Here is a 23155-nt window from a genome sequence, read left to right as displayed (position 1 = left end):
TGGAGACATAGCTCACTTGAGAAGAGAACTTTTGCTGATGTATACTTTAATTATTAAATCAAGGGAAAGGAGGTTAATCCACCTTAACTTTGGGCAAATCGCGTCCAAAGAATGGAGTTCACCTCAGTGGATAGACTTTTCTGTCTACAGAGCTATATAGATATTATTAGAAACTAATGTTATTTAAAATTACTGAAATAATTTAGATATATGAATATTCTTTTTACACCAATAACAAGTAGTTCAATAGCTCACATTATTAGGAGTTTTGCACTTGCTGAGGAGTTCGAGAAGGATAACCATAAAGTGTTTTTTACCTCTTGTCTATTAAAAAAGGATTTTATCCAGAGTAAAGGATATGAAGTAGTTGAAACATATCATCCCTTTAATTTAAATGATGAAGAGGATCAGTCAGTAAACTATTTATCGAGCCATAAAAAGGAGATGGTAGATTGGTTTAAGGCTGAAATTAATGCTAGTGAAAAAGTGGGGGCAGATGTTGTTATCAGCTCTCCTGCTTTTTTTGGGTCTCATGTTACATTGGCAACAGGAATTCCAACAGTTTCTTTAATGAATGGTCAGTATTTACCTTCTTCAAAAGGTTTGATGGGCTTATCCCTTGCTAAAGATACTCTGAAAAATGCTTTGCTAAGAAGTTTACTAAGACCTATTTTTAAAAAGGAGTTTATAAAGAAGTATTTAAGCGAAGTACTGGATGTTTATAGACTTATTGGTATAGAGAATAATATAAAAACTCAAGAGGATTTATATTCACAAATGCCAATATTAATACCTGGGGATGAAGAATTTGAACCACAAAGGTACCTTGATGAAAAAACTAAGTTTGTAGGTCCTTTGTTTTGGAATGGATTTGAGAGGATTGATGGTAACTTGACCGAGGAGGCTATAAAGGAATTTAAGGGAAATGATAAACTAATATTTTTAACCTTTGGAGGGAGTGTGTTTAATAAAGAAGTCTACGATAGAATTTTAAAGGGAATGGAGGAAGTGGAGGCAAAAGTTATTGTTGCATTAGGACCAAATTTTGACAGGAAATCATTTCCAGATGACTCGGAAAGGTTAATGATTAGGAATTTCGTTCCTGGACTACGAGTTTCCAAGCTTTCTGATGTTATTGTAAACACAGGTTCTCAAGGAGCAATAATGCAAGCGTTGTGTAATGGTAAGCCTGTTGTGGCTTTTCCTGTAGGTATAGATCAGGCATACTTTGCCAATAGATTAGAAGAAATGGGTGTTGGCATCAATGTTAATAAAATACGTATTACAGGGTTTTCAAAAAGGGAGAGCTATCAATTTGTTGATAACAGTATACCTGAGAATATGGTTAAGGCTGTTTTACGAATACTCAAGGAGAGTAAATATTCTGATAGTGCAAGAGAGTACTCAGAAAGACTTTTAAGGCGACATCCTGATCCAGCTAGAGAGATTGTTGATTTTATTTATAAAAATTACGGAGGAAAGTAATGTTAGAAGTTGTAGCATTAGTAATAATCTTAATTTTGTGCCTTTACATATTTGTTAGTGTTTGGGGAGCAAGAGATTTATCTAATACTATACAAAGAAAGACCTTTGCAATAATGGTTTTTTGGATTATCTTGTGGGTAGTTTCAATTCTACTAACAGATTTGTTTTATAAGAATTTGTCAGTATCGCTTTGGACATCAAGACTCTCTTTTACATCTTCTGCCCTTATTACATATTGGTATTACATGTTTGTTCGAGAGTATCGGAATGGAAAGAAATATGACTTGGGCTTGGTCTTCTGGGGTATTGTAACAGCAATATTTCTTATGGTGTCTCTGACAAGCACTATAGTGAATAAAGTTTATCTGTTTGATAACGGTCTGAAATCTGAGGGTGGGATTTTGTACCAACCTTTTGCAATATATACAGGAGTTCTTTTTATATATTCAGCAGGGCTGTTTTTTAGATCTTATCAAACGGAAAAGAATCAGGTTGTCAAAACGCAAATGCTCTATATTTTTATCGGTTCTGTTATTTCTATTACATTTACCTTTATAACTAACCTAGTATTGCCAATATTGGGCTTTAAAGAGATAAGAGCATTAGGACCAATAGGCTTGAGTTTCTTTATTTTTGCCACTTACTACGCAATTATTAGATATCGTTTTTTGAGTACAAAACTTATTTTGAGCCGTTTTGTATATACACTTCTTCTCGCCGTTGTTCCTTATGCAGTATTTCATATTGTTATACTTTTGCAAAACTTGATTTTCGGTAGTGTTTATGACAACGGTGCATTAATCTCAGGCTACTTTTATTCTGTAGCCTTTATTTATATTTTTAGTGAGGCGAATAAGAATATAGAAGGTTTAGTAAAGAAAATGTTTTATAGTTCCGAAGTAAATCCTCAGGAGGAGAAAACTAAACTGACAAAGCTTCTGGATAAGAACTTAGACATTGAAAGTATAATAAATGGAGCTAAGAACTTATTAGAAAAGGTTTACGGTACAAAAACATGTGTTTTGGTAATGAAAGAGAATGAGGTATTAAAGCAATATTCAATCATCACTGAAAGTTGTGAAATTGACAATAAGATTGGGATTATACAGAAAATTGAAAAGCCTGTAATTAGGGACGAATTAGTATATTTAAATGGTGAGAGAAAAGAGCTAGAAAACTTCTTTAAGAAACTGGATATCCAATGTCTTATCCCTTTTACAATCAAGGAGAATTTTGGATGGGATGTGTTTTTTGCTCTTGGAGATAAGAGAGATGGTTCAAACTACTCAATACAGGATATTGATTATATAAAGTCAATATCGTCTGTTATGTCAGCTGCATTGCAGAGAGCTTTTTTACATAAGCAGGTGCAAGATTTTAATGACACTTTGAAACAGAAAGTTGATGAGCAAATAAAGGATCTGAAAGAAAAGATTGAACAAGTAAACGAGGCAAGGAGAAAAGAACATGACATGCTAGACATAATGGGGCATGAACTAAGAACTCCTATGACAATAATAAAGAACTATTATGTACTCTTGCCTAAATTATTGGAGAAGATGAACCTTGATAAAAGCAACGAAGAAAACTCAAAGAAATATGATAGTTACATGGCTACAATGGGGGAGAATATTGTTAGGGAGATAAAGTTAATAAATACTTTATTAAGTGCAACGAAGCTTGATGATGGGCGATTGGAATTAAATCTTGAACCTGTTGATATTATTGATGTAGTAGAAGATGGTATAGAAGGACAAAGAAAACATGCAGAAGACAAGCAATTAGATATAAACTTTGAAAAGCCAGATAACTTCTCTGATTATCCAAAAGTCTTTGCTGATAGGGTAAGAATTCAAGAGGTCATGGATAATCTTTTGAACAATGCTGTTAAATATACGGAGAAAGGAAGTGTTACTGTAAGACTAAACAAGGATGATAAGCTTGTGAAAGTAGAAGTTCATGATACAGGAGTTGGTATTTCAGAGGATGATATAAAGAAATTAGGGAAGAAATTCTACAGATCTAACCAATATATTATGGAAAGAGAAAAGTCAGCTTCTCTTGTTCGTCCTGGGGGTACAGGGCTTGGTTTATTTGTGACTTTTGGTCTTGTAGAAGCTATGGGAGGAAAGGTTGATATTAAAAGTGAGTTAGGAAAGGGAAGTGTTTTTAGCTATACTGTACCTTTAGCAACAGAAGAGCAACTAGAAGTTAAGTCAGATAAAGGTAAGTTTAGCGGAAACATGTTTGAGAGATTAGGTCTTGGTAAGAAGAAGGAGGGCAAATCGAATAGTAATGCAGGTAAGAGTTTACAGGAGCTACTGAAAGAAGGAAATTAATTTGAATAAATGCAAAAAATCTAAAATTAGCAAAAATGAAAAAAAGTTAGATATTTTTAGGGTCTAGACAACTTTAAGATGGTATAATTCATCTTAAGTGACTATCTAGACAATGAAAAACAAGTATTTGAACAGAGCGCATATTTCTGAACGTAAATTCAGGGAGATCTTGAAGTATTTCGCTGAAGATGAAACAACCTCCAAAGCTTCTAAGTACTCAGGAGTAAGTCGTAATTCTGTAAATAAACTCTTCCATAAAATACGTGTACGAATAGCAGAACTATCTGTCGCCTCAACACCTGAGTTAGGTGAGTTCGAAGTGGATGAATCATACTTCGGAGCTAAAAGAGTTAGAGGTAAGCGTGGTCGTGGTGCAGCTGGCAAAACACCAGTATTCGGTATTCTCAAACGAGACGGGAAAGTGTTTGTAAATGTCGTGAAAAACTGTAGGAAAGAGCAATTAATGCCAATCATCGAAGGTAAAGTATTAGAAGGGTCGACGATATACTCAGATGGTTGGAAAAACTATGACGGATTAATTCTCAATGGGTATGATCACTATCGTGTGTATCATAGTAAAGATGAGTTTGTTAGAGGCAAGGCACATGTAAATGGTATAGAGAGCTTTTGGAGCTTCACTAAAAGGCGTTTAGCGAAGTTTAATGGATTAACAGACGAGATGTTTAACCTTCATTTGAAAGAATCTGAATGGCGATGGAATCGCAGAGGAGGGATTTATGATATACTTTTGAAAGAGTTTAGGAAAAATCCACTCTAAACTAGTCTAGACCCATTTCATTTATTTCCTCATCACTTCGTGATCCCTCCTTGTCATTTCAAATGCAAAGGCATTTGAAATGTGAAAACGAGGCATACATTCCCTTTGCATACGAAATTGAAACAGGATCAAAACAGAAGTTTCAATTTCTCCTAGCTTCGGGATGTCTCCTTAGCACATCATGCGGAGGACGAGAATCCAAATATACACAATGCAAAGTTGAAGGATGTTGCATTTGACACATTAACATCTTTTCTCTCATAATTTCTCTATCCCAGCGCATAAAAGACCATTCAAACCTCTCCAAGAACAGAAGATCCGGATTTGAACATTCTAGACCTAAGTAGTAGAATCCCCGTGTAAATAAGATATTTATTGCTCAATATGGCATCATTCACTGATCAGATCAAAAAAGATATGTACATCAAAATAGATGGATCTGTTTACCTTGTGACAGACAGAAGATATAAGACACAAGGAAGGCAGGGAGGATTGATCATTTTTGGGGCAAAAAATATCGAAACAGGACAACTGATCAATCAAACAGTTAAAGCAGGAACTAAGTTCGAGGAGGTAGAGACCTCATATAGTGAAATGCAATACCTTTATGTAGATGGAGAATCCGCATATTTCATGAACACTTCAACATATGAGACGATCCCTGTTAACTTGGAGATGATCGGTGATTACGCACAATATCTAAAGGAAGGCGATAAGTATCTAGTGATGTTCTATGAAGGTAAGCCTGTAAATCTACGAAAGAACTCAACAGTAGAACTAAAGGTTGTAGAAAGCGTAGATGCTGTAAAAGGTGATACTGCAAATTCTGCAACAAAGATTGTGACAACTGAAACCGGATATAAGGTGAAGGTCCCTTTATTCATTAAGCAGGGCGATGTCTTAGTGATCAATACGGAAACAGGTGAGTATTCTGGGAGAGCCTGATATATACCCCGAGGAGTATATAGAAATCATCTCTTTCGGTATCAGGAATTATCTGGTAAACATCGGCTAGACACAAATATTCAAAAATATCTGAAGAATTTAGTAATTTGATGATCGTATCTCGCATTTTCATCTTTTCATCTGGTATAATCACATCGCTAAACATTTTCTACCTATAAAATAGGTAAGGAGCATAAGAAAACTTAAGATCATTGAGAGGTTCGTGATCGCAATGGTGGCGTAGCTCAGTCGGTTAGAGCATGGGATTCATAAACCCAAGGTCACTGGTTCGATTCCAGTCGCCACCACCACTGATAGTTTCTGATAGGATCAGTGGTGTTATTTAATGGAACTTCAGTAGAGTATTGTGAATTCATATCATTCTACTCCCAGCTAATTTTCTAAATTACATAATAATAGTATGGATAATAATACAAATACTCCAATGCGAGACTTGGTAAATGAAACTCAAAAGAATAAAACCGAACCAACACCTAACGCCAGGCCATCACAACCACAAGGTTCAGGTCAGAGAGGAATGAATCCTCCTTCTGATATACGCAAATTCAAACATAGAAGAAGACCTAGCAATACGAGCCTCATAACAACAGTAGCAATTGCTATAACGCTTCTGTTCGTGTGGAACTTCCTAATGGGGATCCAATCAAAAGGTGATGAAGTTTCTCTATCCAAGATCGTACGACAGGTTGAAGATGGAGATTATGAGAAGATCATCCTTAAAGATGATTCTGTGATCTTGGAATACGAGAAAGACGATGTGCTGATGAGAAGGCATGCCTTACTTACTGCACGTACCGATTTTTATGAACGATTGGATGATGCAGGAGTTAGTATCAATGAGATCCAAAATGATTTCTACGAACCAAATGTAGCACTCACGATAGGTGATGTTATATCTATTGTACTGCTAGGTGCTGGATTGGCATTGGTATATATGATGTTGAAAAGTATGCAATCCTCAGGCGGAAAGATCATGGATTTTGGTCAGAGCAAGGCTAGATTGATATTTGGTAAGAAAACAGGGATCTCTTTTGAAGATGTAGCAGGTATCGAGGAAGTTAAGGAAGAGTTAATAGAGGTTGTAGATTTCCTTAAGAATCCGAAAAAATATGTGGCAATTGGAGCAAGGATCCCCAAGGGAGTCCTTTTAGTTGGTGCACCAGGTACTGGTAAGACACTTCTTGCTAAAGCAGTAGCAGGTGAAGCAGGTGTACCATTCTTCCATACATCTGGATCTGAGTTTGAGGAGATGTTGGTGGGTGCAGGAGCATCAAGAGTGCGAGATCTTTTCACAAAAGCAAAGAAAGCTGCTCCATGCATAATCTTTATCGATGAGATCGATGCAGTCGCAAAGAAAAGGGGTACAGTCTTGCACTCAGGAGCAGGGGAGCAGACACTCAATCAGATCTTGGTTGAGATGGATGGGTTAGAAAGTCGTGAGAATGTAATCGTATTAGCTGCGACAAACAGGCCAGATGTCCTTGACCCAGCTATTTTGAGACCAGGTCGATTCGATCGTAGTGTGGTTGTCGAAATGCCCGAGTATGAAGGTCGTCTCGCTATCTTGAAAGTACACTCTAAAAATAAGAAATTTGCCAACAATGTAGACCTGACCTTACTTGCTAAAAAGACCATAGGGTACTCTGGTGCTGACTTGGAAAATCTATTAAATGAGGCAGCGATCATGGCTGTAAAAGAAGATAGGAAAACTATCGAACAGGACGATCTTTTAGAGGCGTATCTTAAGGTCAAGCTAGGGCGACAGAAGCGGAATAAGAGAACCGAAGAAGACCTGAAAAGGGTCGCATATCATGAGGCTGGTCACGCAGTGGTCGCAAAACTAACTAAGGGTGCACATCCCGTAGAGAAGATCTCGATAGTATCAAGAGGTATGACTGGTGGTGTGACCGTTTATGTTCCTGAAGAAGAGCAAACCATGGTCAAGGTAAGTCAGATGGTCGCACGTATCACATCCGCAGTAGCTGGTAAGGTTGCTGAAGAGGTATTTCTTGAAGAGATGACTACTGGTGCATCAGGAGATATCAAAGCCGCAACCGAAGTGGCAAGGGCTATGGTTCAGAGATACGGTATGAGTGAGAAACTAGGTTTTGTCACATACGGTAATCTCGAAGAGGTAGCATATCTAGGCTATCAATATGGTGGAGATAAAGACTACAGCGATTCTACAGCAGAGACGATCGATCAAGAGGTTAAGCGGATCATTGATGAAGCTCAGGATAACGCCAGAAAGATACTTCAGGAGAATAGTGAGATCGTTAAAGAGCTTGTTGCACTACTCCTAAAGCAAGAACATGTTGAAGCTGACGAATTCAATGCACTATTTGAGAAAGTAACCAAGAAGTAGATCGCACACCACCTGGGAAGGTTGCGTCTTGTATTTAATAGACTGCATCTCTAATATAAGATAGAACGCATCTCTATTTAAGGTAACGCAGATATCGATCTTATCGAGTTCTACTCAAAGCTGCATGAAAGTGGGTTGATGGACTATGTTAAAAAAAGTTTCGATCAGCTCTGTAACTTATAGATCCAGTATCTCGAAATTCTTCTCGAAAAGCCCATTGTTGAAGTATTTTATCCTTTTAGGGGTGATCTTGTATATTCTGTCAGAAGCAAGGCCTAGAAAATCCTGGGCATCCATCAGAGGTTCACCGCCCTTGTCAATATGGCTTTGCCACATCTTTAACATCCACTTGATACTCTTGATCATAGATATTTCTTCTGCTACACCGGATAGTTGTATACCAGCCTTTTTTCCTGAACTTGGTTGGTCAGAAGAGAATATTGTACACGCAACCTGATCTCTTTTATTGATATTTTGAGGATGTAGATCGTTCTTATCACTCATAAAGTAAATATTTAATTCATCGTCATACACATAGTAGACAATTGCAGGCCAAAGTGACCCATCATCTGAAATTGTGCTTATTCCCATGAGATTGTGTTGTGAAAGGAATTCCTTGATCTGCTCTTGAAGCATGATATCGTTGTTATGAAAGTTTATACATAATTATATCTTAAGTGATCGGTTTCCACGAGTATATATCTCTCAAATTTTGACCTTCTCAAGAGTATTTTTAAGGATGTATATGGTGTGTAATAGGGTATGTAATAAGGTATGTAATAAGGCATGTAATAAAGCCCCTTTATACTGGCTTTTATAATAATCGCTCATTTAGTTATCTGCTCATAAAATATCTGGATCCGATCAGATAGGGTATTAAATTAAGCAATGATCCAGATGTTCTTACAATCCTTATTACCTAGAAGCTATACTCACTGATAATACATCTTTGAATGTCAAACCTATTTCTCCAGTTTGAACCTCTATCGTAAACAGATATTTTAATCTGCGAAGATCGGTATAGAGATATGCTTGAAGACGATTGGTAAGAGGTGCGGAGTAATATCTTTGTACATATAAGGTGCCACCTGCAAAGAGGGCCCCTCTTTGTGTAGAAGTAATATAAGATCAGATATACTATTCCGACGGTTAATCTACAAGGTACCTCACCGCCTGTATATCTACATGAGTAGGTATGTAGTACATTATAGCATGTCGAGTATCGTGAAAAGAATCAAGAGTATAATAATTGAACAGGGGCTATTCGTTACTATCTCTAACATCTGATACAATGTGAATGATATACACAGGATCTACATCTGTGTATTTGAAGTATCTTTTAATCAAATTGAATATGGCAACAATTCCAAAAGGTAAAGATCTCTTTTTAGCTATAGATGCCAATGCGATAGTACATAGGGCGTATCATGCATTTCCTGATTCGTTGGTGAATAGTAAAGGGGTTCAAGTCAATGCAGTTTATGGCTTTACATCAATGTTATTGAATGTATTAAATGAATATATGCCAAAATACATTGTATGTGCATTCGATACAAAGAAACCAACCTTCAGGCATACTGAATTTGTAGATTATAAAGCGCATAGGAAGCCTACAGATCAGGGCTTGTTGGACCAATTCCCCTATGTGGAAGATATTTTAACGGCTTTTAATATTCCCATAATGAAAAGAGAGGGTTATGAAGCCGATGATATTCTCGGCGACCTTTCATATCGTGCAAAGAAAGGGAAGTGGTATGACTATAATATGGATATGCTCATTTTATCCGGTGACAAAGACCTTCTTCAGCTTATCGGAGATAATGTATATGTGTGCTTGCCTCTTGGAAGTTTCAAGAATCTGCTGATCTATGACACGGCCGAAACCGTTAAGAAGTTGGGTGTCCGACCAGATCAGATAGTAGATCTAAAAGGTCTGGTTGGTGATCCTTCTGATAATATCCCTGGTGTTAAGGGAGTTGGAATGAAAAGTGCAGTAGGTCTGTTGGCTAAGTATGGTTCAATTGATGAGATCTATAGGCATTTGGATGAAATACCTCCACGACAGGCAAAATTGCTGTCAGAAGGGGTGGAGCAGATGGAACTGAGTCGTCGATTGGCAACGATCGTTGAGCACATCGATGAGCCGATACAGTTAGAAGATTGTCTTATGAGTGATTTTGATAGGTCTAAGGTACTTCAACTCTTCAATGAAATGGAGTTTAGGTCGCTTGTGAGTAAGATACCTAAACAGGAGGTAGGTAGAAATGAGGCTGTTGACCAACTTGGTTTGTTTGGAACACCTTCTGGAGGTAAAGTTGATGATGCAGGTAGGGTCGATTTGGACAGTCATGGTGAAGTATACTCCCAGGGGTATGTTGAGGCATTAGAGGTTATGCCTGAAGATTTTGATCAAGTACTACGAGAAGTGTTGGGTTGTGAAAAGTCACTGATCGTTCATGTGGGTGATCCGACAGGGACTCGAGGAGGTGAACTCTTTCTTTGTGGTGTGGATAACTCGGGAGAACTTTCTGTGAGAAAGAAATTGCTTGATCGTGAAACAGCAACTATGTTGGCTAGTGGATTCACGACATGCAAGGAATGTGAAACAGCCTTGATCGGATGGGAAGGTCTTTGCCGTGAGGTAGTATCGTACAACCTGTACGCATTGGATAACATGAAGGTAAATGTTTTTGATCTTCAGCTAGTAGCACATCTACTTTCGTCAGGAGATAAGGATTTTCAGGTGTCTAGACTTGTGTTCAAATATCTTGGTCGAGAGATCCCGGATATAATGTATGGAGATCATGGGATCGATGGTGTTCAGACACTTTTTGACCTTTATGAGAAGCTACTTACCGAATTAGGATCCTTAGGGCAAGGAGATTTTGCTGTCGAGAAAGCATCTGACATCGGTAGATCCAACAGAGTTATGCAGAATGCTTATTATGATTATGAACAAAGGCTTTCTATTGTTTTGGCAAAGATGGAGAATAGGGGGATAGTAACAGATCTGAAAGGTCTGAAGTCTATGGAAGAAGAATTGACGAATGAGATCTCAACCATCGAACAGGCCATCTACCATGATATTGGTCATGAGATCAATTTGAATTCACCAAAGCAACTCGCTGAAGTACTGTATGACGAACTTGCATTGCCTCACGGTAGAGGGAAAAGTGGCAGATCTACGCGAGAAGATATCTTAAAAAAGCTCTCACCAGCCCATCCGGCAATTGAAAAGATCTTGTCATATAGGGAACTAGCAAAGATGCTCGGAACATATGTAAAACCGCTTATCGATTTTTCTCAGAATTCTGAAGATGGTGCGATACACACTGACTATATTCAGACAGGAGCTTCCTCCGGAAGATTGGCATCAAAAGATCCAAATATGCAAAATCTTCCACTAAAAGGGGAGTGGAGTTCAAAAATTCGCCGAAACTTCGTCTCAAGGGAAGGCTTCACACTCCTGGCACTTGACTATTCACAGGTCGAATTGAGGGTTTTTGCTGATATGTCGTCGGATCCTATCCTGATAGAAGACTTTAATAATGGCAAAGATATACATAGATCGACTGCAGCCAGGATATTCGGGAAGGACGAATCAGAGATCCTTCCAAAGGAGAGAGGTCTTGGAAAGACTATAAACTTTGGAATTCTTTATGGTCAGACGAAGTATGGTCTATCAAATCTATTGAATATCTCTGTAGATGAAGCAGGAGATTATATAAATGAGTATTTTGAAAATTACCAAGGAGTTCGAGATTTTCTTGCTGGAGTAGAAGCCAAAGCTCTTGAACAAGGATATGTAGAAACTATGCTTGGTCGCCGTAGATACATAGGTGGTCTTAATGCGAATAATCGGCAGGTGGTAAATGCCTCTATCCGCGAGGCTATCAACATGCCTATACAAGGAACAGCGGCCGATATAATCAAGATCGCTATGATAAATGTTGATAGGTATATTACAAATAAGGTTAAGTATAAGGTATTTACATTACTTCAGATACATGACGAATTGGTTTTTGAGGTGCTTGATGAGATAGTTGATGAGGTTGAGGCCGAATTGACAGAAATCATGAAGAATTGCGTACAGCTGAAAGTACCATTATTAGTGAACGCTTCTCGAGGAAGGAATATTGCAGAGCTGAAGTAGAGAACTCCTTGATCATAGGGGAAATAGGTGGGTTAGGTGATTAGGTGATTAGGTGATTAGATGGTTAGGTGGTTAGATGGTTAGATGGTTAGATGGTTAGATGGTTAGATGGTTAGATGGTTAGATGGTTAGATGGTTAGATGGTTAGATGGTTAGAACCATCGATATAAAATATATGAGCATCGCCCGAAAATGGCAAAATTCATCAGAATAGCTGAAGTTTTCGAACAGATAGAAAAATTGTCTTCAAGAAATGAAATGACGGATATACTGGCAAGTCTTTTTGAAGAATTCGACCCTGAGGAGGTCCAGATCCTCTGCTATCTGATCAAGGGTAGGGTAGCACCTCTTTTTGTACCTGCAGAATTCAATATGTCCGAACGTTCAATATTAGGCGCTTTAGCAGATCTTTCTGGTAAGACCATTGAAGAGATAGACTCTTTAAGAGGGGAAATTGGGGATATAGGAGATACAGCATTTCAATTATTATCAACTAACTCAAAGCCTGTAGGAAAGCTATCTGTAAAAGAGGTTTATGATCAACTTTGGAAATTGGTAAATACCACCGGGGCTGGCAGTGCAACAAAAAAGGCAACATTGGTAAAAGAAATGATGACTAATTCAACACCCGTTGAGGCTAAATATGTTTCTCGCATTGTTACAGGAAAATTAAGGTTGGGCGCGAGTGATAGTACTGTAATTGATGCCTTGTCTATCATTTTAACAGGCAATAAAGATATGTCCTCTCAGCTTGCTGATTGCTATGGGGTGGATCCTGACCTCGGTTATCTATCCCATAGGGTATTATCGGCAGTTGCAACTAAGAAAAATGTCACTCCAGAGGTAAAGATCGGTATACCTGTTCGTTCAAGATTGGTTGAAAGGGTAAAGGAATTTACGGCGGTGTTTGAAAGACTAGGGGATGATTTTTATATTCAGCCGAAATATGATGGCATCCGCTGTCAGATCCATAAAGGTATTGACATAAGATCGGTGGCATACGAAAACAGGGTGTGGACTTCGAAATTAGAGGAGGTCAAGGATGACTCTATAGGGATGTTTGATCAGGCAGAGGTTCAGAAGGATTGTCAAATCAAGCTATTCTCGCGAAACCTCGAAGATATTACCGAAATGTTCCCTGATGTTGTTGATGCAGTATCTAAGTTTGATTCTCCAAGCTTTATTTTGGATGGTGAGGTAGTCGGTTGGGATAGTGACAAAGAAGGGTTTGCCCCCTTTCAAGAAACAATGACAAGAAAGCGAAAATACCGTATAGAAGAGGCTAAGGAAAATGTTCCTGTACGCTATTATGCATTTGATCTGTTACTTGAAAGCGATCATAGCCTGTTGGATGAAGATCTTGAGGTTCGTTTGAGGGAGTTAGCCAAGTTATTCAAAAACCCTGTGATAAATAGGGGTGGTGATGTAGGTGGTAATGAAGGTGGTAATGAAGCTTTGATCACTTATAGTACGATGGGTGCTACTAAAAATGCAGATATAATGAATTTAACAGTAACTACTGATATTTGCGAGATGGATCAATTAGAGGAAGAGTTCAACAAAGCGGTAGGAGCTGGTCTTGAGGGTATTGTGGCAAAGAAACGGAGTGGAGGATATCAAGCAGGAAAACGAAATTTTGAATGGATCAAGCTGAAGCGTTCTATGTTGAATACCCTTGTCGATTCTGTCGATCTTGTGATCATGGGGTATTACTATGGAAGTGGTCGACAAACAGAATTTGGTATGGGTGCGTTACTAGGAGGGGTTTATGATAAGGATATGGGAAAGATGATCTCAACTACGAAGATAGGTACGGGAATTACGGATGAACAGTGGGTACTTATAGGGTCTCGGCTTAAGAAATTGGAAACTTCTGTTGCGCCTAAAGAATATGTCGTTTCGGAGCAGTTAAAACCTGATGTTTGGGTTTTGCCAGAGGTTGTCTGTACTGTTGAGGCAGATGAGATAACTCGAAGTAAGGCGCATTTAGCAGGGTTCGATCAGTTGGGTTATGGATTGGCATTGAGATTCCCTAGGTTGATAGAGTTTGATAGGGATAAGAGACCTGAGGATGCGACGAGTGTGGAGGAGTTGATCGGGCTCTATCCCGCTAACTTATAGTGTGGCAGGCGGTGTGATGTTGGTCGGTTTTATTATTTTTGAATTCTGTGAGGTCGATCTGAACGTATAAATCCCAGATTAGTGGGATTTGGTGAATTTTTAAAAAGTGGGAGATTTCTGTTGCGCGTCAGCGTCTTGTGTGATAGAATACGCTCAATCGGGAAGGTCAGGGTTTCCTCTTGGGTTAATTCCCAAAGAACACCCAGTTTCAAAATTGTATTGACAGTCACCACCAGGGGTGGTATAAGCGCTAACTAATTGGTACTCGCCATGAGTCCTTAAGCGTATGTTTCAGGGCTCATTCCGGGTCACCGGATTGTTCGTTGAAAATTGAAAAGTGGTAGGAAGTCCATCTAAATAGATTGGCTTCCTATATTTATAGCAAGAATGCTCCTTTTGGAGCATCCATGTTTATAGGAATAACCAGTAAATCGATCATCAAGTAGTTTGAAATGGCTTCGGCTATTTCATCTCTTGGTAATTGTCAACGTCTATCGGTCGCTGCTTGCAGTGCGATTGTTAATAATGATCGCCCGATAGTAATTTTTCAATGAGAGTTTGATCATAGCTCAGGATGAACGTTGGCGGCGTGCCTAAGGTATGCAAGTCGAACGGACCGCTAACTTATAGTCGCTTGCGACTATGAGTTAGCAGTGTCAGTGGCAAACGGGTGAGTAACGCGTGGGTAATCTGCCCTGGAGTCGGGAACAGCTCGCCGAAAGGCGGGGTAATATCCGATGGACCCATTTCACTTCGGTGTTAATGGGTAAAGCTCCGGCGCTTCAGGAGGAGCCCGCGTCCTATCAGCTTGTTGGTGAGGTAAAGGCTCACCAAGGCTAAGACGGGTAGCTGGCGTGAGAGCGTGGCCAGCCACAATGGGACTGAGAACGGCCCATACTCCTACGGGAGGCAGCAACTAGGAATTTTGCGCAATGGGGGCAACCCTGACGCAGCGACGCCGCGTGGAGGATGACGGTCTTAGGATTGTAAACTCCTTTTATGTGGGAAGAATAACTGACGGTACCACATGAATAAGCACCTGCTAACTACGTGCCAGAAGCATCGGTGATGCGTAGGGTGCAAACGTTATCCGGATTTACTGGGCGTAAAGAGATGCGTAGGCGTCTCTGTAAGTCTTGTGTCAAAGACCGTGGCTTAACCTCGGAAAGGCGCCGGATACTACAGAGATCGAGACAGAGAGAGGTGAATGGAATTCCCGGTGGAGTGGTGAAATACGTTGATATCGGGAGGAACACCAGAGGCGAAGGCGATTCACTGGCTCTGTTCTGACGCTGAGGCTCGAAAGCGTGGGTAGCAAAACGGATTAGATACCCGTGTAGTCCACGCCGTAAACTATGGATGCTAGCCGTTTGGTACGACCTGTTAGACTCTTCGGAGACTATTATGGAAGTGCTGAGTGGCGCAGCTAACGCGTTAAGCATCCCGCCTGGGGAGTACGGCCGCAAGGCTAAAACTCAAATGAATTGGCGGGGACCCGCACAAGCGGAGGAGCGCGTGGTTTAATTCGATGGTGATCGTAGAACCTTACCAGGGTTTGACATGCCGGTCGTAGTCTTTCGAAAGATTGACGTCAGTTTGGCTGGACCGTGCACAGGTGCTGCATGGCCGTCGTCAGCTCGTGTCGTGAGATGTAGGGTTAAGTCCCGAAACGAGCGCAACCCCTTTCCCGTGTTACAAGTGTCTCGGGATACTGCAGCGGTAAAACGTTGAGGAAGGAGGGGATGACGTCTGGTCCGCATGGCCCTTATGTCCTGGGCGACACACGCGCTACAATGGTCGGTACAATAGGCAGCCAAGCCGCAAGGCGGAGCTAATCCTTAAAACCGATCTCAGTTCGGATTGAGGTCTGCAACTCGACCTCATGAAGTTGGATTCGCTAGTAATCGCAGATCAGCCATGCTGCGGTGAATACGTTCTCGGGTCTTGCACACACCGCCCGTCAAGTCATGGGAGCAGGTAATACCTGAAGGCGTTTGGTATTTATACTGGACGACTAAGGTAATGCTTGTGACTGGGATTAAGTCGTAACAAGGTAGCCGTAGGGGAATCTGCGGCTGAATTACCTCCTTTCTAAGGAGTACCCAGCTCTTGGTATACAAGAGCACAATGAATTCAAGAATGGATCTTCCTACCACTTTTCGGTTTTCAACGAACCGCTCTTTTAGAACAAAGAATCTTGTGAATGGGGTTGCAAGTTTTTATGGTGCTTCTCCATCTCGCTCTGATGTAATGCATTGGTAGCAGTAGGGGTGGCATTACACATCGTGTTGATAGGGATTATCGACCGGTGCTGGTCTGCCTCTGGACATGGGCGTGTAGCTCAGCTGGTTTAGAGCGCAGTCCTGATAAGACTGAGGTCCCAGGTTCGAAACCTGGCTCGCCCACCATCCCGCTAACTTATAGCGTGATGGGATCTGTATCCAGTCAATTCGACCAGATGCACTATAAGTTAGCGGTATGGGGCTATAGTTCAGCTGGCCAGAACGCTTCATTTGCAATGAAGAGGTCGGTGGTTCGAGTCCACCTAGCTCCACCAGCTCGGCAGAACCTTCGCTTGCCGTAGTTGATCAGAGATCAACTACTAAGCGCTCAGGTCTGTCTCGCTAACAAAAAATACTTTGAAGAATATTTGTTTTGAGAAGGGTACAGGGTGAAGCTTTGGAATGTCTCCTTAACACTTGAAATACTAAAGTATTTCAAGTTAAAGAATACAGGGGGTGCAGAGTGTAAGTCATGTGATACCTCCTTAACACTTAAAATACTAAAGTATTTGAGTTGTAGGTAAGATAGGGGTGAGGGGAGTGTTGATGTTATGAGTTCAGTTAGTTGCGAATGAGAGGAAACTTAAAGCTTTGCTTTAGTGTTCCGAAAATGAGCGACACGATCTTTGAAATTAGGTTAGTAAGTTTTTTAGTTGCGTGCTTGAGAACACTTGAAGCTTTGCTTCGGCTGTTCGAATGTGAGCGACTCCATATGGGGCTGTTTGGCTACTTCGGTAGGGCAAGCATTTGAAAGGTTCGAATCCTTTCGGCTCCACCAGTATGATCTTTGAAAAAGAGGCGTTTGTGATGATTTGATAGATTCACGATCAGACCTCTTTGATACGTTAGATACCTGCACATGAAGTGCTGATATTGATACAGGAAGGCCTTTTTGGCATTTTGTATCGGCATGGATAAGGCAGGGAAGTCTGAAATAAGACTGACGTAGCACATTGAAAACTGAATAGAATGATAGCGATTTCAAGAAGTGAATTAAGGGCTTTTGGTGGATGCCTTGGCACATAGAGCCGATGAAGGACGTCGCAGGCAACGATAAGCTTCGGTGAGCCGCCTAGCAGGCTTTGACCCGGAGATTTCCGAATGGGGTAACCCAGCTGGAGTAATGTCCAGTTGTCTTACAGTGAAATTGAGTAGCTGTATTGACGGGTATCTAGTGAAGTGAAACCTCTTAGTAACTAGAAGAAAAGAGAACGTAAGTTGATTCCCTGAGTAGTGGCGAACGAAAAGGGATTAGCCCAAACCTATGTTGTGTAAGGGGGATAAACGGCATGATCCGCGTTGCGTTGATTGCCAATTTGAACCTGCAGGCTGCTGCTCGTGCAGCATAGGAGTTGTAGGACCTACTTGGTCGATCAGCAGATCGACCTAAGAGTAAGAAATGTTATATATAGCAGAACATATCTGGAAAGATAGGCCATAGAGCATGATAGCTGCGTACGCGAAATGTATGACACTCTTTGTAGGGATCCTGAGTACCACGGAATAAGTGAAACTTTGTGGGAACCTGCCGGAACCACCCGGTAAGGCTAAATACTCTATGTGACCGATAGTGAACAAGTGCCGTGAGGGAAAGGTGAAAAGTACCCCTGTGAGGGGAGTGAAATAGAACTGAAACCAAGAGCTTACAAACAGTCGGAGTCCCGCTAACTTATAGTTGGAGGGGGTTTAACTCTGTCTAATTTTCATATAAGAAAGATTTAATGAAGGTTCGATATTATTAAGATCATGTACTTTGTTTATGTTCTTAAAAGTCTTACCCTTAGATCTCCGCGCGATAAAAAGTATTACATTGGCTATTCTAGCAATGTTTTGTATCGGATCAGTCAACATAATTCGATCTTAAATACTGGCTACACGCGTGGTAGAAGTTGGAAGTTGGTCTATTTAGAAGCATATCGTAGTCAAGCGGTTGCACTAGATAGAGAACGAAAACTTAAACAGTATGGAAATGTATGGCAGGGAGTTATGAGGCGAATTAAGGAAAGCCTCGACCCTTTCGAGTTATAGGTTAGCGGGATGACGGCGTGCCTATTGAAGAATGACCCGGCGAGTTAGTTGTGTACGGCAAGGTTAAGCCTTTACGAGGCGGAGCCGGAGCGAAAGCGAGTCCGAATAGGGCGATCCGCTAACTTATAGTGCTAGATTGAGGAGTTTCTCCAATGTCTAACATCTGCAGTTTGATCTGTCAGGTGAGCGCTATAAGTTAGCGGGACAGTCGTATGCACTAAACCCGAAACCAGGTGATCTAATCTCAACCAGGGTGAAATTCATCGAAAGATGAATGGAGGCCCGAACTCTTCAATGTTACAAAATTGTGAGATGAGTTGTGATTAGCGGTAATATGCCAATCGAACCTGGTGATAGCTGGTTCTCTCCGAAATAGCTTTAGGGCTAGCGTCGTAATTTAAGCTTTGGGGGTAGAGCACTGATTGGGTTTGGGGCCCGAAAGGGTACCCGATCCAGTTAAACTCCGAATACCATTGTGTACATTACGGCAGTTACTCCATGGGTGCTAAGATCCATTGGAGGAAAGGGAAACAGCCCAGATCGTCAGATAAGGTCCCAAAATCTCATCTTAGTGGCAAAGGAGGTGGAGTTTCTCAAACACCCAGGAGGTTGGCTTAGAGGCAGCCATCCTTTAAAAAGTGCGTAATAGCTTACTGGTCTAGAGACCCTGCGCCTAAAATTAACGGGGCTAAAGGTGAGTACCGAAACTGCGAGTCTATCCCGCTAACTTATAATGTGAAGAGGGGGTGGAGTAAAGTGCATTGATATGCATTTTTGCTTCATTCTATCTCGCGCTATAAGTTAGCGGGATGGGCGGTAGGAGAGCGTTCTATACGTGTCTGATTAGCATTCAGACCAACGCTGCGAAGGTGGCCCGTAAGGAGCTGCTGGAGCGTATAGAAGTGAGAATGCCGGGATGAGTAGCGAAAAGCAGGTGAAAACCCTGCTCGCCGAATGTCTAAGGTTTCCATGGCTATGTCAGTCAACCATGGGTTAGTCGGTCCTAATCCGAGGCAGAAATGCGTAGGAGACGGGCAACAGGTTAATATTCCTGTACTGCGAATACTTCGCGATGGAGCTAGGGGATTGAAAAAGCGGGCCCTTTATTGGATTAGGGTTCAAATGACAAGTCAGTCGGGCTAGGAAAATCCGGTCCGGCGATTCCCTCTGGGGATGAAAGCAAGTCATGATGAAAAGGTGAACTTCGGGGATCCGATCCGTTGGATTACTCCCCCTGGAAAAACTTCTAGCTGCATAGGACTTCGGTCCTATGGGAAAGTATTGGCAACCGTACTGCAAACCGACACAGGTAGACTGGTGTAAATGCACCAAGGCGTACGAGTGATGCGTTGTTAAGGAATTCGGCAAATTCACTCCGTAACTTCGGGAGAAGGAGGGCCATACGTCATTAGTTTATTTATAAATTTTTGTCGATTATGGCCGCAGAGAATAGGGAGGGACGACTAGTTACCAAAACTACAGGCGCCTGCAAACTCGCAAGAGGATGTATAGGTGCTGACGCTTGCCCAATGCCGGAAGGTTAAGGAAGCGGGTTATCTAACTGCTGTTTGAACTTCGGTTCTTACAGCGGTGGAGAAGCTTGCGACTGAAGCCCTGGTCAATGGCGGCTGTAACTATAACGGTCCTAAGGTAGCGTAATACCTCGTCACTTAATTAGTGACTTGCATGAATAGCGTAACGATCCTTCCACTGTCTTGACAACGTGCTCGGCGAAATTGAAATGGCTGTGAAGATGCGGCCTTCCTGTACCAGGACAAAAAGACCCCGTGGAGCTTTACTGCAGCTTCGCATTGAAACAAGGTTACGACTGTAGAGAATAGGAGGGAGACTTTGAACCCGGCTCGTCAGGGCTGGGGGAGTCGACAGTGTAATACCTCCCTTTTGTTGTTTTGTTTCTAACTGTGACCGTGATCCGGTCGCATGACAGTGCGTGGTGGGCAGTTTGACTGGGGCGGTTGCTTGCTAAAGAGTACCGCAAGCGCACAAAGGTTGACTCAACCCGGATGGAAATCGGGTGAAGAGTGCATAGGCATAAGTCAGCTTTACTGTGAGGGAGACATCCCGAGCAGTTACGAAAGTAGGTCTAAGTGATCCTCTGGCAGTATGTGGATACGCCATTGATTAACGGAGATAAGCTACCCCGGGGATAACAGGCTAGTCTCCCCCGATAGTTCATATTGACGGGGAGGTTCGGCACCTCGATGTCGGCTCGTCGCATCCTGGGATTGGATAAGATCCCAAGGGTTGGACTGTTCGTCCATTAAAGCGGCACGTGAGCTGGGTTCAGACCGTCGTGAGCCAGGTCGGTCTCTATCCGGTACAGGCGTTGTATATTTGAGGGAGTTGACCCCTAGTACGAAAGGATCGGGGTGCGGTAACCTCTAGTGTACCAGTTGTTCCGCCAGGAGCATCGCTGGGTAGCTAAGTTGCTAACGGATAAGCACTGAAAGCATATAAGTGCGAAGCCGGTCCCAAGATTAAATATACTTGAGTGTCTTGAACACTCTGAAGCTCCGTGGAAGATTACCACGTTGATAGGCTCTAGGTGTAAGCACAGCAATGTGTTTAGCCGAGGAGTACTAATCGAGCGAATACTTTTTGAATCTTTGCTAAAGTTCTATTCAGTTTTCAGTATGCTAAAACATACTGTGTGTTCCGCTAACTTATAGTGCGGAAGTTGAAGGTGAATGTATTGAAAATACACCAACCCTCAAATGCACTATAAGTTAGCGGGGCGGCTCTTTACTAAAACCTAAAGTCCTGATATCTCTCCTTCGGGAGAGGTTGTCAGGCTAGTAAAGGTAAATGTAAATGTATCATGTTGCCTTTAGTAGCCTGGCGATCGTAGCGGAGCGGAACTACCTGACCCCATCCCGAACTCAGAAGTAAAACGCTCCAGCGCCGAAGATACTTGTCCCGCAAGGGGCTGGGAAAATAGGTCGTTGCCAGGACTTTATGAAATTGAAGACCCACCGAAAGGTGGGTTTTTTTGTTGCTAGATAATTGTTACTCGATACAGTACTATATAGTGATGGAAATTGAAACAGACAGGATTATCCTTAGAGCACCAAATAAAGCAGACCATCCTCTATTTATTGGGTTATGTATGGATCCAAAGGTGACAGAGCACTTCGAATATATTAAACGAGATAGTGAAGAGAAGGTTTTAGAATTCCTTATGGGCATGGTTAAAGGGATGGAGGGTGAACTGACATCACTACACTACGTGATAATTGAGAAGGATCAGAACAGATCAATAGGATTCATTGGGATTGGCGATCCGGAGGAGGAGGTAGCAAGTCTTCCAGATCGCAAAGTGATGAACTTTGGTTATGCAATATTACCGAAGTATTGGGGATTTGGTTATGCTACCGAGGCATTAAGTCTGGTAATTAAGAAATGCTTCGCCACCTTCCCAAATATCGAATTGATACATGGCGAATGCGATGCTGATAATATCGGATCAATTAAGGTCATGGAGAAGGCCGGTATGAAGAGGTTCAACCAGTACAAAGACAAAGATGGAAGCGTGACGATCGAATTCATGATCGAACAATAGGTTGAGTGGAATGACTACCCAAAAGAGAAAAAGATCATTTGATGGTAACCTTTGGTAGTCTACGAGCACCCTTACTGTGCTGTTGGATGAATATAGCGGCAATTCCCCGTAGTAATGGAAGCCAAATAGGAACACTCTTTGCATGATCTGTATACTGCCAAGCACCTGCTTGAATCGCAAGGAACTCTGCGACAGAACCAGCAATTCCACATGTGATCCAAAGATATAAGCGAAGACCGATCTGGTCTCTTCCAATACCGATCATAATGATCGATAACAACAGGAGTACACCTGCCAGTAGAATAGGCTCTTTCCAGAATAGACATACAGAGAGTAATGACAGTATGGCTAACGTGTAAGTACCAATACTTCTGATTCCAGGTATAGAACCACCCCTCCCAAACAATACACCAAAATTCTTACTTATAACTAAAAAAAACATTAATATTAGTTATCAACTCCGTATCAACATCCCAATGCCCCTTTTCCGGTAACTCTACGAGCTCGATCGGTACATCGAATAGATCTGCTCTTGCAACAAGATCTTTGCTCAAAAAGATCCCTACGTTTACATCCGCATTACCATGCCAGATCTTGATAGGGATATCTTTGATCGCGTTAAAATCAGCTTCTGTGTAGCTAGATGCATATGAGGTTGGTGCTAGGAGAGCTATCTTTACAATATTTTCAGGATAATTAAATGCAAATCTGAGTGTTGGCAACCCCCCCATACTATATCCGATAAGATAGATATCTCCATTTGAATTGTAATTTTCTTTTATATTTTCAATAAGATTCTGCATGTCTGCTATGGCCTCGGGACTACCCCAATTTGCTCCGTGCTGATTAGACGCAGAAAAGATATATCCCTCCTTTGTGAATATCTCTGAATATTCTCGTAGGTCGTACATGAATTCAGAATCCATTCCGGTACTAACAGTAGTGTTTGAACCGTGACTGTACACTATGATAGGAGACGGCTTGTCAGAGTCAATAGCTATAGGGCTAGAGATATATGCGGGTTGACCAGCAATAGTGATGAAATCTTCAAAATATCC

The 23155-nt window shown here is 41.4% G+C and carries 11 protein-coding genes, 4 tRNA genes and 3 rRNA genes; 15 read left to right on the top strand and 3 right to left on the bottom strand.

Annotation, left to right across the window (positions count from 1 at the left end; genetic code table 11):
• Positions 1-210 precede the first annotated feature (210 nt).
• From H6763_04345 to hflB, 6 genes are all read left to right on the top strand, one after another.
• Positions 211-1485, top strand: a complete 1275-nt coding sequence (locus H6763_04345) for a hypothetical protein (GenBank protein ID MCB9804022.1) — start codon at positions 211-213, stop codon at positions 1483-1485.
• Positions 1485-3824 (top strand): hypothetical protein, encoded by a 2340-nt coding sequence (locus H6763_04340; protein ID MCB9804021.1) that lies wholly within the window; start codon positions 1485-1487, stop codon positions 3822-3824. Before H6763_04345 ends, H6763_04340 begins: the two co-directional genes overlap by 1 nt.
• Before the next feature lie 112 nt (positions 3825-3936).
• Entirely contained in the window at positions 3937-4602 is a 666-nt protein-coding gene (locus tag H6763_04335) for an IS1595 family transposase (protein MCB9804020.1), read from the top strand.
• A 384-nt stretch (positions 4603-4986) separates the two neighbouring features.
• Positions 4987-5547 carry an elongation factor P gene (gene efp, locus H6763_04330; protein ID MCB9804019.1) on the top strand — a complete coding sequence of 187 codons (561 nt, stop codon included), beginning with the start codon at positions 4987-4989 and terminating at the stop codon, positions 5545-5547.
• Positions 5548-5781: 234 nt separating this feature from the next.
• A tRNA-Met gene (locus H6763_04325) sits at positions 5782-5858 on the top strand.
• Positions 5859-5968: 110 nt separating this feature from the next.
• Positions 5969-7933, top strand: a complete 1965-nt coding sequence (gene hflB / locus H6763_04320; protein MCB9804018.1) for an ATP-dependent zinc metalloprotease FtsH — start codon at positions 5969-5971, stop codon at positions 7931-7933.
• A gap of 177 nt (positions 7934-8110) precedes the next feature.
• Here the strand turns inward: hflB and H6763_04315 are convergent, their stop codons facing one another.
• A complete protein-coding gene (locus tag H6763_04315) occupies positions 8111-8569 on the bottom strand; it encodes a pyridoxamine 5'-phosphate oxidase family protein (GenBank protein ID MCB9804017.1) in 459 nt (152 codons plus the stop codon).
• 718 nt (positions 8570-9287) lie between these two features.
• On the opposite strand from H6763_04315, the gene polA reads away from it, so the two are divergent.
• From polA to H6763_04270, 9 genes are all read left to right on the top strand, one after another.
• Complete coding sequence (gene polA / locus H6763_04310; GenBank protein ID MCB9804016.1) at positions 9288-12086, top strand: DNA polymerase I; 2799 nt, start codon at positions 9288-9290, stop codon at positions 12084-12086.
• Between the two features lie 192 nt (positions 12087-12278).
• A complete protein-coding gene (locus tag H6763_04305) occupies positions 12279-14207 on the top strand; it encodes an ATP-dependent DNA ligase (protein ID MCB9804015.1) in 1929 nt (642 codons plus the stop codon).
• 546 nt (positions 14208-14753) lie between these two features.
• Positions 14754-16300 (top strand): 16S ribosomal RNA (locus tag H6763_04300).
• A gap of 237 nt (positions 16301-16537) precedes the next feature.
• A tRNA-Ile gene (locus H6763_04295) sits at positions 16538-16615 on the top strand.
• Between the two features lie 72 nt (positions 16616-16687).
• Positions 16688-16764 (top strand) — tRNA-Ala (locus H6763_04290).
• 439 nt (positions 16765-17203) lie between these two features.
• A tRNA-OTHER gene (locus H6763_04285) sits at positions 17204-17267 on the top strand.
• A gap of 206 nt (positions 17268-17473) precedes the next feature.
• Positions 17474-21135, top strand: a 23S ribosomal RNA gene (locus H6763_04280).
• Between the two features lie 237 nt (positions 21136-21372).
• Positions 21373-21489, top strand: a 5S ribosomal RNA gene (rrf, locus tag H6763_04275).
• The 16S, 23S and 5S rRNA genes sit together here with 3 tRNA genes alongside, the layout of an rRNA operon.
• 80 nt (positions 21490-21569) lie before the next feature.
• Positions 21570-22097, top strand: a complete 528-nt coding sequence (locus H6763_04270; GenBank protein MCB9804014.1) for a GNAT family N-acetyltransferase — start codon at positions 21570-21572, stop codon at positions 22095-22097.
• Between the two features lie 34 nt (positions 22098-22131).
• Here the strand turns inward: H6763_04270 and H6763_04265 are convergent, their stop codons facing one another.
• Together H6763_04265 and H6763_04260 are read right to left on the bottom strand one after the other, a co-directional pair.
• Entirely contained in the window at positions 22132-22539 is a 408-nt protein-coding gene (locus H6763_04265) for a hypothetical protein (GenBank protein MCB9804013.1), read from the bottom strand.
• Positions 22517-23155, bottom strand: a 639-nt coding sequence (locus H6763_04260; GenBank protein MCB9804012.1) for an alpha/beta fold hydrolase, incomplete at its 5' end; no start/stop codon positions are given. The genes H6763_04260 and H6763_04265, both read right to left, overlap by 23 nt.

It is taken from the genome of Candidatus Nomurabacteria bacterium (genome assembly GCA_020632395.1).
Taxonomy (GTDB): domain Bacteria; phylum Patescibacteriota; class Dojkabacteria; order SC72; family JAHDCA01; genus JACKFQ01.
The sequence above is the reverse complement of the archived record's forward strand: the minus strand, read 5'-3'. Positions and strand labels throughout refer to the sequence as shown.

Bases quoted from the DNA above. Each gene is read 5' to 3' on its own strand.
- H6763_04340 (MCB9804021.1), top strand. From the start codon at position 1,485: ATGTTAGAAGTTGTAGCATTAGTAATAATCTTAATTTTGTGCCTTTAC.
- H6763_04305 (MCB9804015.1), top strand. From the start codon at position 12,279: ATGGCAAAATTCATCAGAATAGCTGAAGTTTTCGAACAGATAGAAAAA.
- efp (MCB9804019.1), top strand. From the start codon at position 4,987: ATGGCATCATTCACTGATCAGATCAAAAAAGATATGTACATCAAAATA.
- polA (MCB9804016.1), top strand. From the start codon at position 9,288: ATGGCAACAATTCCAAAAGGTAAAGATCTCTTTTTAGCTATAGATGCC.
- H6763_04315 (MCB9804017.1), bottom strand. From the start codon at position 8,569: ATGCTTCAAGAGCAGATCAAGGAATTCCTTTCACAACACAATCTCATG.
- H6763_04265 (MCB9804013.1), bottom strand. From the start codon at position 22,539: ATGTTTTTTTTAGTTATAAGTAAGAATTTTGGTGTATTGTTTGGGAGG.
- hflB (MCB9804018.1), top strand. From the start codon at position 5,969: ATGGATAATAATACAAATACTCCAATGCGAGACTTGGTAAATGAAACT.
- H6763_04335 (MCB9804020.1), top strand. From the start codon at position 3,937: ATGAAAAACAAGTATTTGAACAGAGCGCATATTTCTGAACGTAAATTC.
- H6763_04270 (MCB9804014.1), top strand. From the start codon at position 21,570: ATGGAAATTGAAACAGACAGGATTATCCTTAGAGCACCAAATAAAGCA.
- H6763_04345 (MCB9804022.1), top strand. From the start codon at position 211: ATGAATATTCTTTTTACACCAATAACAAGTAGTTCAATAGCTCACATT.